General features: G+C 52.1%; 12 protein-coding genes. 6 read left to right on the top strand and 6 right to left on the bottom strand.

The window, feature by feature from the left end; translation table 11 throughout:
- Positions 1-24: 24 nt before the first annotated feature.
- Entirely contained in the window at positions 25-1,053 is a 1,029-nt protein-coding gene (gene trpD / locus Pla144_RS16945) for an anthranilate phosphoribosyltransferase (RefSeq protein ID WP_231936415.1), read from the bottom strand.
- Positions 1,054-1,224: 171 nt separating this feature from the next.
- Here trpD and Pla144_RS16940 point away from each other — a divergent pair, with 171 nt between their 5' ends.
- Complete coding sequence (locus tag Pla144_RS16940) at positions 1,225-2,145, top strand: nucleoside hydrolase (protein ID WP_146451884.1); 921 nt, start codon at positions 1,225-1,227, stop codon at positions 2,143-2,145.
- Positions 2,146-2,168: 23 nt separating this feature from the next.
- On the opposite strand, the gene Pla144_RS16935 is transcribed toward Pla144_RS16940, so the two are convergent.
- Both Pla144_RS16935 and Pla144_RS16930 read right to left on the bottom strand, forming a co-directional pair.
- Positions 2,169-3,305 carry a S1C family serine protease gene (locus Pla144_RS16935; protein WP_146451883.1) on the bottom strand — a complete coding sequence of 379 codons (1,137 nt, stop codon included), beginning with the start codon at positions 3,303-3,305 and terminating at the stop codon, positions 2,169-2,171.
- A gap of 81 nt (positions 3,306-3,386) precedes the next feature.
- Entirely contained in the window at positions 3,387-3,800 is a 414-nt protein-coding gene (locus Pla144_RS16930) for a TraR/DksA family transcriptional regulator (protein WP_146451882.1), read from the bottom strand.
- Between the two features lie 795 nt (positions 3,801-4,595).
- Here Pla144_RS16930 and Pla144_RS16925 point away from each other — a divergent pair.
- The gene (locus Pla144_RS16925) at positions 4,596-8,648 is read left to right on the top strand and encodes an FHA domain-containing protein (RefSeq protein ID WP_146451881.1); all 4,053 of its coding nucleotides are present in this window, start codon (positions 4,596-4,598) and stop codon (positions 8,646-8,648) included.
- Here the strand turns inward: Pla144_RS16925 and Pla144_RS16920 are convergent.
- Entirely contained in the window at positions 8,645-9,658 is a 1,014-nt protein-coding gene (locus Pla144_RS16920) for a sugar phosphate isomerase/epimerase family protein (RefSeq protein ID WP_146451880.1), read from the bottom strand. The genes Pla144_RS16925 and Pla144_RS16920 overlap by 4 nt on opposite strands.
- A 69-nt stretch (positions 9,659-9,727) precedes the next feature.
- Complete coding sequence (gene queF, locus Pla144_RS16915; RefSeq protein ID WP_146451879.1) at positions 9,728-10,084, bottom strand: preQ(1) synthase; 357 nt, start codon at positions 10,082-10,084, stop codon at positions 9,728-9,730.
- A 112-nt stretch (positions 10,085-10,196) separates the two neighbouring features.
- Here queF and queC point away from each other — a divergent pair, with 112 nt between their 5' ends.
- Both queC and Pla144_RS16905 read left to right on the top strand, forming a co-directional pair.
- On the top strand, positions 10,197-10,892 hold the full coding sequence (queC, locus tag Pla144_RS16910; RefSeq protein ID WP_197530763.1) for a 7-cyano-7-deazaguanine synthase QueC: 696 nt from the start codon (positions 10,197-10,199) through the stop codon (positions 10,890-10,892).
- Positions 10,889-11,575, top strand: a complete 687-nt coding sequence (locus Pla144_RS16905) for a 7-carboxy-7-deazaguanine synthase QueE (protein ID WP_146451878.1) — start codon at positions 10,889-10,891, stop codon at positions 11,573-11,575. Before queC ends, Pla144_RS16905 begins: the two co-directional genes overlap by 4 nt.
- Before the next feature lie 67 nt (positions 11,576-11,642).
- On the opposite strand, the gene Pla144_RS16900 is transcribed toward Pla144_RS16905, so the two are convergent.
- Positions 11,643-12,044: a 6-pyruvoyl trahydropterin synthase family protein gene (locus Pla144_RS16900; protein WP_146451877.1), complete on the bottom strand. Its 402-nt coding sequence runs from the start codon at positions 12,042-12,044 to the stop codon at positions 11,643-11,645.
- 175 nt (positions 12,045-12,219) lie between these two features.
- Between Pla144_RS16900 and Pla144_RS16895 the strand changes: the two genes are divergently transcribed.
- On the top strand, positions 12,220-13,311 hold the full coding sequence (locus Pla144_RS16895) for a M24 family metallopeptidase (RefSeq protein WP_146451876.1): 1,092 nt from the start codon (positions 12,220-12,222) through the stop codon (positions 13,309-13,311).
- 96 nt (positions 13,312-13,407) lie between these two features.
- The gene (gene accB / locus Pla144_RS16890; RefSeq protein ID WP_146451875.1) at positions 13,408-13,896 is read left to right on the top strand and encodes an acetyl-CoA carboxylase biotin carboxyl carrier protein; all 489 of its coding nucleotides are present in this window, start codon (positions 13,408-13,410) and stop codon (positions 13,894-13,896) included.
- Positions 13,897-13,930: the final 34 nt, after the last annotated feature.

Genomic DNA, 13,930 nt, shown 5'->3' with positions numbered 1-13,930 from the left:
TCCTAATTCATACAGTTTCACAAGCTATTGAGCCGGTTCGTGAGACAATCGCACAAGCTGATCAAGCAACTCAACGACCGCGCCGCGATCGATCGCTTCAGCCGCCACGGTAGCCGCTTCCCTTGGCGTTGCAGAGTGGCCGATCACGATTAGGCCCGCTGCGGCGTTCATTATCACGATATCACGTGCCGGGCCTGGCTCTCCATTCAAGACACTACGAACCATCTGGACGCTCTCGTCGGGCCCTGAGATTTGCAGGGCATCAAGTTCCCGACGTGCAATGACAAAGTCTTCCGGCTCCCAAGAGAATTCAGTTTCTCCGGTCGGATTTACCTCGGTGACGTGGGTTGTGCCAGCTAGCGTCAATTCTCCCAGACCGTCATGTCCACTAACGACAAATGATCGCTCGGTACCTAGCATCCTTAGTGCCGAGGCAATAAGCGGTCTGATTTCTGGCCTGCCCACGCCGAGCAGTTGAAAAGCTGCCCCAGCCGGATTTGCCAAGGGACCAAGGAGATTGAAAATCGTGCGAATGCCCAACTGCTTGCGGACTGCGGCAACATGTTTCATGGCTGGGTGCATGAGGGGTGCAAAGCAGAAGCAGATCCCCAACTCGTTCAGGCAACGTTCTACCTGTGGAACTGTGGCTTGTATGTTCACCCCCAAACCCGCCAAGACGTCCGCTGAGCCACTTTTGCTGGTGACGCTACGATTGCCATGTTTGGCGACAGGAACGCCCGCAGCAGCGATCACAAGTGCGGCTGTAGTGCTAATGTTAAAAGTGGAGCTACCGCCGCCCCCTGTGCCGCAGGTATCGAGCAACTTCTTGTGCCGGCTAAGAATAGGAGTCATATTAGCTCTCATCGCCGCAGCAGCCCCTGCAACTTCTGCTACGGTTTCCCCCTTCTGGGCCAAGGCCGTTAGAAACGTGCCGATCTCTAGGTCGGTGCAGCCACCTGTCATGATTTGGCTAATGGCAGCTTTCATTTGGCTAGCAGAGAGATCCTCCTCGGCCACCAATTGGGACCTCATTGTGTCGAAAGTGTCTGCCATGCTGGTTGTTTCTTGCCGAAATGGGCTTTACAATAATCAAGATATGACTGGGCCGGGACGTGGTCGGAAGCTCTCCGCAGTGCGAGCTTTTCCATCAACAAACTACGCTCCCTTATTCTGGCAGGAGTGCCTCACTTCTCCTAGGTAAAAAAAGGATCGGCAAGACGCCAAATGGCCAGAAAAGTAATTCTTGACTTGGACCCCGGCATTGGTGACGCAGTTGCGCTTTGCATGGCATTGTTCGAACCGCAGCTGGACGTGGTCTCAGTCACCGCCACGGGGGGTAATGTGGGCCCCAAGCAAGCCACGCTCAATGTTCAGGCACTTGTCGAGCAACTTGATCCACAACGCTGGCCACGCGTGGGGGCAGCCGATCCGGATCAATTGCTGGTGACTGATTGTCGTGATCTTTGGGGTGAAGATGGTCTTTGCGGTGCCGACTTTCGCGTTGCGGAACTCCACCACAGGCATTCCGCCGTGAAACTCATCTCAGATGAGATTAAAGCATCCCCTGGAGAAATCACGATCGTGGCAGGGGGGCCACTTAGCAATATTGCAACGGCTCTTCAGCGCGAACCTGATTTGGCAATGCAAGTTGGCCACTTGTTCATCGTCGGCGGAACGCTTGCAGGGCCTGGTAACGTCGCCCCGGCTGCCGAGTTCAACATCTATTGCGACGCAGAATCCGCCCGTTCTGTTTTTCTTCTTCCGGTAACAAAGACTTTGCTTCCACTGGATATCAGCTCAAAGGTCGTGTTGCGCTATGATCTACTCGACCGTCTGCCGGAAGTTAAGACGAATCGAGGTCGAGTGCTTCGCGCCCTCCTGCCCAGTGCATTCCTGGCAACACACGAACGCTTGGGAGTCGAGGGGCTAATTGTTTCTGAGGCGGTTGCGATTGCCGGTATCCTGCACCCCGAATTGCTGACCACAGAACGCTTGTATTGCGACGTAGAGACCAGCGGCGAGTTAACCCGGGGCATGACCGTGATTGATCGCCGCCGCAACTCGCCTCATCAACCAAATATGGACGTGGTAGTCGACATCAACGTCGAAGCGACTGTGGACTGCATCTTGCGGGGATTGCAGTAGGCAACTTCATAGTCTGCTAGCGTCTAACGAACAGTCGGCTCAGGAGTTTTCCACTTCACGATATTGACATAAACTGTCAGCATCTGCCCGGAGCGAAAAAGTTCCATAGGAACTTTTCTCCCGACTTCGGTTCGTTTGACGAGATTGATCAAATGTTCGTCGTTGTCAATCAACATGCCGTCAAAACGCAGGATAATGTCGTCCGTTTGGATATCCGCCTCACTGGCAGGCGAGGCATTAGTAATGCTCGTCACTCTGGCACCTGTTAGCCGGGTCAAGCCGACACGGCGTGCCGTGGCATCGTCAAAGCTGCGGTCTAGGGCTACGCCCAAGAACCCTCTCTCAACTTCGCCCGCGTCGATCAACTGACGCATGATTCGGACCGCGATGTTGATGGGTATAGAAAATCCGATTCCCTCGTTACCGCCTGAATTACTGGCGATGGCTGTGTTCATACCGATGACCTCGCCACGCAAGTTGACCAGGGGGCCGCCACTATTACCAGGATTGATAGCCGCGTCGGTTTGAAGGAAATTCTGGTACATCACTTCCCCCTCACCAAGGTCTAGATTCGAGCGGCCTTTGGCACTGATTATTCCTCGGGTAACGCTCCTCTGTAGATTGAATGGGCTGCCGAAAGCAAGCACAATTTCACCAATCTCCATCTGCTCGCTATTTCCAATGCGAGCTGGGACGAGATTCTCGGCTTCAATCAGCATTACCGCTACATCGGTCTCACGATCCTCCCAAATCTTCTTCGGGCGGAGTTGTCTACCATCAGACAATTCCAGGGAAATCAGGCTGGCGTCAGAATGTTTGATCACATGGCGATTGGTCAGGACATAGTCAGCACCGCGATACCGCACAAGGACGGCAGAGCCAGCCTCTTCGGCATCTCTACGTAGACGATACTGCGGACGAGGCGTCGCTTCCACATGGACCACAGACGGCGAAACGAGCCGGACGACACGCTTATAAATGCCTAGCTGGGCATCAAGAGAATCCACGTCCCGGTCCAACTCGGCGAACGCTTGTTCGCGTGAACCAGGGGCAGACAATTCTTGCAATTGCTGTGAAATAGCTGGAGTCACCGCAACCCAGCACATCAACACGATACCGGCAAGCAATGCGGTGCAAAAGTGCTTCGCACAAAGCAACATGGTCAGATTCTCCGGGGAAGGGATGTGCGATTATGGCAAAACAGTTCGACCCGTGCAAATCCGATGCTTCGAATGGTAGGTTCAATCAGTGTAGCTAAAGTCGCTATCGACCAAACTGCCCCAATTGCTACTTGTCGATGCAGATCCTCCGGTCTCGGACGCACGCTGGCAGTCAATGCAGGTAATGGCATAGGGAAGGGCATTCAAGCGAGCCAGGGGAATCTTCCCGTCACAAATTTCGCATTGACCGTAGGTACCTTGGCGCATCCGCTCCAAAGAATTTTCGATTTGAGCAAGCTCTCGACTCTCTACTTCGGCCAATTGGGAACTGATTTCATCTTGGGCGGCATCGAGTGCTGCGTCGACGACGTCTCCCCCAGTTTGTTCTGGCAGCGACTTCAGCATACTTAGATCACCGGCCAACGCCCTACGTAAGGCATCACGTCGATAGACCAAGAGTTCGCGCAACTTCAATATTGAATCTTTTCGAGCCATAGTGTTCACCTTACCGATCAGGCCACGACGACCAGTTTCCCTTTGCTTTCCTCAAGACGAGTTTTTCAACAGTTGTCGCGGTTGCCAATTTCCTCTGTTCCGCTCTGGAAGAAGCCGATCCGACCGACAAAAAACCAGAGAACCTGTTGCATTTGCTTGCCCCCCACTTTGGGGGACATTTAGCGAGACGCAACGTAACTATAGTACGCATCCGGCTGAGGTTAGGTCGCAGGAAGTCAAAAACTCGCCGCAAAACACCAAGTTCAATCAGCATTGACACCTAAGTCCTTACTGGTAAAAGGATTAGGATTATCGTCACCTGGTTGAAAATCCAGCGGAATTGTTGTTCCTTGCTCGCGGAATTTGGACAAAATGCCAACAATTAGGAAAACCGCCCAGTTTCCTATTTAAGGTCCGTTAGTCGAGTTACTTCTTAGCACTGTCGATCATCGGCCTTTCTAGGAGTCCTATACACCAAATTTTTGTCCCAATCGTTAAAATATGTAACTTTGCAATTCACTGAGCCAAATAAGCCACCCGATAGTTTCTATTTGAAGGCTTCTTTTTGCACTCATCCATATGTTTTCCGAAGAGTTTCTCTGATCGCAGGAACCTTTGAAAACGCGTCTTTCAGACTTGGGCCACTGGCACCAGAACTCGGGGATTTCCAACATTTCTCGGGATGAATTGGACAATTATGACCTAATCTTGGGTACATCATAGTCTCGTCGATCCCCTTGGGAGCGAATTGAGATTTCCCATGATTCAATAAATGGCATTCTCCGGTTAGGCACTATGACCACTTTGCAAACAGAAAAACCTGAAGCTCCGAGCTGTTCATCTTCAAATCCCATTAAGCTCAAGCTGGACATCTTCACAGGAGACCAGTGGACTCATTCTTTGGATTTGCCAGCCGGCAAATGCACCATAGGTTCGAGCCCCAGTTGCCAGATCCGCCTTCCTGAGGGTCAAGTTCGCCCGCTTCATTGTCTTCTCGTAAGCAATGAAGAGGGGATTTCCGCCACTAGTTGGGCACCAGGAGTCTTACTCAACGAACAAGAGTTTTCCTCCGCACCAGTCTACGCAGGGGACGTTCTCTCGATCGGCAACTTACAGCTAAAGCTGACACTCACTGATTCCCATGGTTCTGATTATTGCAAACAAGATACCGAGGGCGATTCTGACCTAATTGAGGCTTTTGAAGATCAAGGACCAACTTCTGACCCACACCCTAGCCACTCAGCCGAATCGTCGAACACGGTAGAGTTGAATGAATTACCGTCGGACAATCAAGACGAAGCTTCCGAGGGTAACTACCTCAAAACTACCATAGCGAGTCAGCAGGCGCGAGCACGATGCCGTCGGATCATAAAAGGGCTACGAAGTGAACGGGTCCAATTAGCAAATTCCCAACAAAAAGCTGCCGTTCATGCAGACCGAATGCAAGCAGCGGTGCATGAACGAGATTTGCTTGCTGACGAACTAGAGAAATTAAGAAACAGCTCCGCAGGGGAAATCCTAGATCTCACCGAACGACTCCAGGCGTCTGAGGGAGAAAGAGAGACCATCTCAACTGCACTTGAGCAGCTCCAAATTCGCAGTCAATCTGAGGCTAGCAGTTTTGTCGATCAAATCCAGGCACTGCAAAGTGATCGCGATCATCTTACATCCGAACTTGATCAACTGCGTATTGACAACGCCGAACAGACTCACAGTCTTACCGAGCAACTCCAGACTGCCAATCGCGAACTAGAGAGACATACTGCCGAATTGCAGCAGTCCCAAGCTCATGCTCAAAATGAAGCTAGAAGCCTTGCTGACCAGATCCAGGCTGCTCAAAGTGAACGCGATACGCTTACAGCTGAACTTGATCATGTTCGCAACGAAAATGCTGAACACACTCAAAGTATTACCGAACAACTTCAAGCTGCCAACTCTGAACGAGAGAGACTATCGGCCGAGCTTGAGCAGTTACAAGTCCGCGCTCAAACAGAAGCCAACAGCTTTGCCAATAAGATCCAAGCTCTGCAAAGCGAACGCGAAACGCTTGCAGCCGAACTCGATCACGAGCGCGGCGAGAACGCTCAACAAACTCAAGGTTTAACCGAACAACTTCAAGCTGCAAATTGTGAACGAGAGAGGCTTTCGACCGAGTTGGAGCAACTTCACACCAACTTAGCCGATCGCGATGCCCATCACTCCGCCGAAGTCGATCGCATCCTGGGCGAACTTGCCGAAGCCTACGATAAGTCGAACCACACCGATGCAGTACTGCAAGAGACTCAAGTCCAATGCTCGGAACTTCAGCTTCGAATCGACGAAATTGCTGCAGAGCGCGAGCAGCTCATGGAAAATTACCGGACAATTGAAAATGAGAAAGCGCAGGCTACTGAGGCACTTACGGAGCGAGATGCTCGACTTCGAGACATTGAACTTGAGCTTCAAGTTGCCAAAGATGCAGCGCAGGGCGCCGAAGACAAGCTAGCAGAACAGTATCACATCCGGGAAGAACTAAGTTCCGAGTTAAATAGTGTTCGAGATAATCATGCAGAATCCGCTGCTGAGATTGATCGACTTAAATGTGAATATGCTGAAATGCAACATGATTTCCCTGCTCTGCAAGAGAAACTACAGGCAAACGAGACATCGTTGCTGGCAAGCAACGAACAAATTGAGCGGCTGAACTCAGAACTAGATTCACTCCACAGTGAGCTGGACGCGTTGCGATCCGAACGTGATCAGCTGACAACTGAAAAGGAGAATCTTACCACTGAGAATGCCGAACAACGCAATCGCAATGAACTCTTGGTAATCGACGTAAAAAGCCTCAAAAACGAATGGCAGCAAGCACATGCTGACGTAGCACGTCTTAAGGAAGCACGGCTTGCAGCCGAATCTCGTGTCGAGCAACTCAAAGCTGAAAATGCTGAATTTGATAAGGAAGCGTTTGAGGCTGTCTCGTCGGAACGCACTCAGCTCTCAGAACAGGTACAGTCACTCCGAGGAGACCTTACTGCTCGCGAAGAGGTCCTGCAAGCCTCAGAGGCGCGACTTGAAGAGCTCCAGGCGATTGTCTTCCAAAGTGAAGTTGAACAAGCCTCGCTGACCGAAGAACTCGCCAGTCGTGTTGGCCAAATAGAACACTTGTCGAGGGAATTGGAAAGTGTCAAAGAAGATGTTGCTAAGCATACCGAAGAACGCAATCTTTTCGAAGAGCAATGCAACGACCATGAGAAGACCATCGAAGAGCTTCGATCTCAAATCGATGAGTTGAAGTCGAATATCACACAAGTTGAGCAAGAGCGAAATGAAACCGCACTGACCTTCACGACTCAAGAGGCAAAGTATGCCGAGCTGAAAGAAGAGTTCGAAGCCCAACGCACCAATGCTTCGCAACGTGAAGCAGAATGGGAACAGTACAGCTTAGAGCTCTCGGACAAGGAGTCTCAGATAGCTCAGTTAACCAACGAACTCGACATTTTCAGGTCGAGAATATCAGAAGTCGAACAAGAGCGAGACGAAATATCAGCACGAATTGCAACTCAAGAATTGCACATTGCCAATTTGAGTGAAGAATTGGAATCTGTGCGTTCCAAAGAATCCACTTTGGAAGAAGAACACGAAGAATATGCCCAGTGCATTGCCACTCAAGTTGACCAGATTGAGCAGCTCACTCTACAGCTCGATTCTATTCGAGAAAAGGTTTCTCTTGTTGAGCAAGAACGTGATCACGTCACCGACCGCTTAGCCTCTCGTGATGCAGATGTAGAGAAACTTTCAGCCGATCTCGACGAATCACGGGAGTTGTTGGCCGACTGCGCTCAACAGGCTCAAGATGTAAAAACTGCCTACGAAGCGACCCTGGAAGAACTTGAGCAGGCTCGTGGATCGAATCAAGCGACGCCAACATATGGGGTTGAAGAAGTAAATGTCGAGCCACTCAGTGATGCTGAAGATTTCATGGAGGATACTTCCAGTGATAAGGAACGAGAAGTCACTGAAACGGTTGTACTTTTGAACGGTGCTGCAGATCTCGCTGACGATGTCGAAGAAGATCGCCACGAGGTTGCCAAACCAGATTTTCAACCAACTTCGTTCATCGACAAGTACAGCCACTTGCTCGATGAGAATCACCAAGGGCAGGAAGAGAATCTCCTGGAGACGTTAAGTACTCCAGCAGTTCGTTCGCCAGAAATTGCACCTCCAAGTGAAGCCTTATATGGCGAAGGAGACGACGGCGACTTAGAGGCTTATATGTCGAGTCTCATGAAAAGGGTGAGAGGTGACTCCACAAGCGATTCGTCTAGTCAACAAGCGCGGAAGGAATGTGAAACCAACGCAAATCGAGATTCCAGCAATTTGAATGTGGGCAAGAATTCATACGACAAGGAGGTAAAGGAAACCACGGCCATTTCCTCCCCCGAACATCTGGGGTTGTTGGATATGGCTGAATTGAAAGCAAACTGTACAGGAACCGCGCAGCCGATCGACTTGGCGGCAATGCGCGAACTGGCAAATAGTTCCGCCCGCTCGGCGATTGCAAAGCACCGCAAGCAACGACACTTTGAAGGAGCATTGGGCAAGTTTCTAGTGACTGCGGCTGCCGGAGTAACTGCGGCCAGCATGATCTTATCTGCCGACAACTATTTCCATCCGCTCTTTCTAGGAGGGTGTGCCGTCGGGGTCATAAGTGTTATCTGGGGTTTAAAACTCGCAGGAACTTTTTTGGAGATGATCCGCGACGGCGGCGACAAGACCGAAGTAATCTCGGCCGGGATCGCCGATGAACGTGACTCACTACCGATCGATGGCTCGGTGGATCTTCCCAATCAACGCTCGGCAGACTAAAACCCGCGATCGGCGCAGACGTCGCGAAAGTCGCGGAGATGGTATTCAATCCCTACGTAGTCGAGGATGCGAGTGAGGCCCTTGAGGGCGACTGCAACTCCGTCGGGACCGCTGAACCCACCGAACTGGCCACCTCCCTTGAGATGTGGTTCTAAATCCAGAAAGACTCCTGGTATTCCTCGTCGCCGTAGACGGCGTTCCAGTTTCGGCAGTTCGGTAGAAAAGTCTTTGAAAATGTGGTCGTGGCCACTGTCGCCAATATCTGCGGGAACAAAATTCTTCAGTTTATCTTCGTCGACGTGGGACTGCCGTGATTGGAGCTGGGGATCGTGGTAATCCTTAATGTGGAACCAGCCGATGCTTGGTTTCATGGCCTGGTATTGCTCATAGGTTTCCTGAGTTGAGAACCCCTGGCTGACGATATTGCCACCGTCAAAGATGGTAACTAGGGCAGGGTGATTCACGCGGCGATGCAGCTCAGCCATCAACGGCCCCGTTTGTCCGACAAGGTTGGCTTCTATCTCCAGACCAAACGTCAAATCACTGCGATGGCACATCTCGGCGATCTCGCCCAGTTGATCGACGGCCTGTGGCAGATGGTCCCAGGGATCGGTTCCTTTGGGATGGTAAAACGAAAAACCTCGGATGAGTTTTGTCTCGAAGGCGTGTGCCATCGCACAAGCCTTGGCCACATCGCTTGCTAAGTATTTCTTGAACGGCACAAAGCGATTCGAAGTGCCATCGTCACCACTGACAAGTTTAACTTTACCAATTGGTGACCCGATCGAAGCTACGTTGAGGCCAAAATCGCCTTCCAAATGACGCAGCTTGGTAATCTCAGCCTTCGTAAGATTCATCACGTTCTTGATACCGTTGCCTACGTCGATAAATCTCAAGCTGTAGTATTCGAGCCCCAAGGCAGCCAACGCGGAATACTGCTCCCAAGCCGTTTTGTGGATGGCAGCTTCGTCGCCGAAGGATGAGATAATGACTCGTGGAGCAGCGGGCATGAAATTTTCCTACAAGATATAGGTTGCGATTGATGATAACGCCGGGAGATTACAATCACCCAGCTTTGCTTACTTTGCCGAGGCGAACTCGGCTGTCACGGTCTCGGTGATTCCACCTCGCGCGCTGAACGCCGCCACGATCTTCAACCATCGGGGAGACAAGACGGCTGTTAAATCGTCGAGAATCACATTAGTAATGTTTTCGTAAAAAATCCCCTCATTGCGGTAACTCTGGAGATAGAGCTTCAAACTCTTCAGTTCGACGCACAATTTGTGGGGAATATAGGTAAACGTAATCGTGGCAAAATCGGGCTGCCCCGTCTTGGGGCATAGCGATGTGAACTCGGGGCATACAATCTCGATGCGGTAATCCCGCTCGGGAAACTGATTTTCGAAGGTTTCCAGCTTCGTACGGAAGTCACTCATGGGGCCTCTCCTTTCGGCGAATTTGTGATTGTGGCATGATAAGGAGCGGGCGCAAAGTGGCCCTTTACGGAGCCTTCAAAGAATTGGTACAGGTTACAGTGGTTTCGGACGCATGACAGACATCCCCAAAAACGCCGTGGTGCTACTTTCCGGCGGGCTCGACTCGGCCACGACCGCCGCGATTGCACTCAGTCAGGGGTTTCACGTCCATGCCCTGAGCATCGACTATGGCCAGCGGCATCGGTTCGAACTTGAGTCGGCCCGCCGGGTGGCTGATTCTTTGAGAATTAAGAATCGCAAGTTTGTGAGCATCGATTTGGCCAGTTTAGGTGGGAGTGCCCTGACGGCAGACATCGAAGTTCCCCAGGGTCGTAGCGGCGATGAAATGTCAGCGGGTATCCCCGTCACTTATGTACCGGCGCGCAATACAGTAATGCTCTCGTTGGCACTGGGCTATGCGGAAGTGTTAGGAGCCGCTGATATCTTCGTCGGCGTCAATGCAGTCGACTACAGCGGCTACCCTGACTGCCGACCAGAATTTATCGCAGCGTTTGAGCAGCTTGCCAATCTAGCCACTAAGGCGGGTGTAGAGGGTACAAGCAAATTCTCCATCCACGCGCCGCTGATTCTGATGACCAAAGCGGAAATCATTCAACAAGGCACGAAGCTAGGGGTCGACTACAGCTTAACCCACACCTGTTACTCGCCAAACGAGGCAGGCATTGCCTGCGGCGCGTGTGACGCCTGTCAGTTGCGCAAACAAGGCTTTGCTAATGCGGGGCTTACGGATCCCATCGAGTATTTATGAAGATTGCAGAAATCTACAAATCGGTGCAAGGGGAAGGCCTGCTCACAGGCACACCCAGTGTGTTCGTCCGCGCGAGCGGCTGCAATCTGCGCTGTTGGTTTTGTGATACTCCTTTTGCGTCTTGGCAGCCCGAGGGAACCGACTACGCCGTCGACGAAATCGTCGCTGAGATCGAAGAATGGGACTGCAGGCATGTTGTTCTCACCGGCGGGGAACCGATGTTATTCGCCGAATTGATACCCCTCACCGAGGCTTTGCGAGCTAGTGGTCGATATATCACTGTGGAGACAGCAGGAACCTTGTTCCTACCCATTGAGTGCGATCTGATGTCGATCAGCCCCAAGTTTTCCGCCAGCGGTCCAGACCCCGCCCGCTTTCCTCATTGGCACCGCCGTCATGCGCGGCAGCGTTTCCAGCCCGAAGTGATTGCGCAATTTCTCGCACGGTACGAATACCAACTCAAATTTGTGATCGATCGCGCTTCGGAAATCGACGAAGTCGATCAGTTCCTTGGTAAATTTTTAAACATTCAGAGTGACCGCGTGTTGCTGATGCCTCAGGGAACCACGCAAGAAGAACTAGCTGTGCGTAGCGAGTGGCTCGAGCCGATCTGCCAAGAACGTGGCTGGACTTTTTGCCCTCGCAAGCAAATTGAGTGGTTTGGTCCTGTGCGCGGAACGTAAGCCGCTTCAAGCCGGCCTCCGATTGTTTTTTACTATCAGACCGGGGTCGAGGACGACCCGGCTCTCATTAAGGTGCGTACGTTGCAAAACACCGAGGAGTCTCCCACAGCCGGACTTCGATAATGGGCACGTCTTGTGCCATAGTCTGGTCGTAGATTAGCTTCGCGATGTTCTCTGCGGTTGGATTTTCGTCTAACAAGTAGAGAGGCTCCCCCATTTCTTCAAGGATTGGCACTACGGGATCCTGACGGCAAAGTATCATGCGATGGTCCAGGTTCTCATCAATCCAGGTACTTACGGTCTTCTTAATGTCGCTGAAATCCAAAACCATCCCTCGCGAGTCCAGCTCGGCTCCTTCTATGCTGATCACGGCGCGCCCATTGTGGCCATGCAGAAAGCGGCACTTTCCGTCGTAATTAAGCAGACGGTGGCCGTAACAAAAATCGATTTCTCGAGTGACACGAAACATCGCAGGAAACCTCGGACGGTGGGATTCGATGAAGAAATCAGCCTAGCAGATGGTCCGCGAAGTGCAATCGTGCTTGTTAGAGTCGCTCTTGCCAGAGGTTGCCCGGTGTCCGATATTGGGCACAGACAGCCCCCAGATCAAATGACACCCGTTTAGACTGCCGAGACTCCAATCGATGTCAAACTTCACCCAACGCCGCAGGAAGATTGCAAGCCAGCTTCGTAAAGAAGGGACCGACGCCCTGTTGGTCACTAACTTTATTAACGTCACCTATCTTACGGGTTTCACCGGGGACGATAGCTATCTACTGGTCACGCCGAAAAAGGCGATCCTGATTAGCGATGAGCGCTATTCGACACAGCTTGGAGAGGAATGCCCCGACCTCGACTTAGAGATACGCGGTCCAGGTATCCAAATGCTCCCCTGGGTTGCCAAAGTGCTGACCAAAGCCAAAGTTAAGCGGCTTTCGGTCGAGGCGAATTCTATGACGCTCGGACTCCATGCCGGGCTACAAAAGGAACTTCCTGGTTGCGAATTGATTCCTTGCACAGGGTGGGTTGAAGAACTGCGTTTGATAAAAGATCGCACGGAGATTGACCGGACCCGTGTCGCTTGTGAGCAGGCGCGGCGAGCGTTCGAAGTGGTCCGAGCAGGGCTGCGACCTGAAATGACCGAGTTGGAAGTCGCTACCGAATTAGAGTATCAGGCACGCCGTTTTGGAGGAAAGTGCCTGAGTTTTCCGGCAATTGTCGCTGTTGGATACCGATCCGCACTGCCTCATGCCAGTCCGACAAGTCGGCAATTGGGTGAGGCTGACTTCACGCTGATTGATTGGGGAGTGAATGACGGCCTCTACATGAGCGACTTGACCCGTGTGTTGGTGACCGGTAAACTCTCGCCTAAATTACGCAAAATCTACGAAGTGGTGTTGAAGGCACAATTGGCCGCGATCGCTGCGATCCGACCGGGCGTCACTTGCGAAGCTGTGGATAAGGTCGCTAGGGATATCATCGTCAAGGCGGGCTACGGCAAGCAATTTGGCCACGGACTAGGACATGGGACTGGACTGGAGATCCATGAGGCTCCTCGGTTGGCTCAAGGTCAATCAAGGATGTTGGCGGCGGGGATGATCGTGACCGTCGAACCAGGTATTTATCTGGAAGGTTGGGGTGGAGTCCGAATCGAGGATGACATCCTCGTCACCCGCGAGGGCCATGAAGTGCTTACTTCCGTTCCAAAACAAATTGACGAATGCGTGGTTGGTTAAGCCCACCGGCATGAAGCCGATCACCCAATAGGAAACACACCGATGGCTGGTCGGTCAGGGAAACGTACCCATAAGAAAGACAGCGGGAGACGCGATATGACTAACGGAGGATCCGGTGACGTATTCGATGTCCGCAAAGTACGGCGGCTCGTCGAATTGATGAACGAACACGAACTGGCGGAGGTTGATCTCCGGCAGGGGGACCAGCGAATACGGCTTCGTCGCGGTCAAGAACCGGTCGTCACGATGGGTGGTGCCCCGGTTCCTATGGCGCCTGCTCCCGCTCCTGCTGTTGCTCCGCCTGCCACAGCAGTTGCTCCAGCCGCTGCCGCCGAAGAGGCCAACGTTGCCTTCGTAACGAGCCCGATGGTGGGCACCTTTTATCTTGCCTCGAGCCCTGAATCCCCGCCACTAGTGAGTGTAGGAGACTCGGTTGGTTCTGACACCATCGTCTGTATTATTGAAGCCATGAAGGTGTTCAACGAAATTCCCGCGGAATGCTCTGGCAAGATCCTGGCGCGGTTGGTAGAGAACGGTGATCCGGTTGAGTATGGTCAGAAACTGTTCAAAGTTCATCGTGGCTAAAACATCCAGTCGTCTGCAACTTCAACTTTCGCCT

The organism is Bythopirellula polymerisocia, assembly GCF_007860015.1.
Classification (GTDB): domain Bacteria; phylum Planctomycetota; class Planctomycetia; order Pirellulales; family Lacipirellulaceae; genus Bythopirellula; species Bythopirellula polymerisocia.
This window is presented reverse-complemented; position numbering and strand designations above follow the sequence as displayed.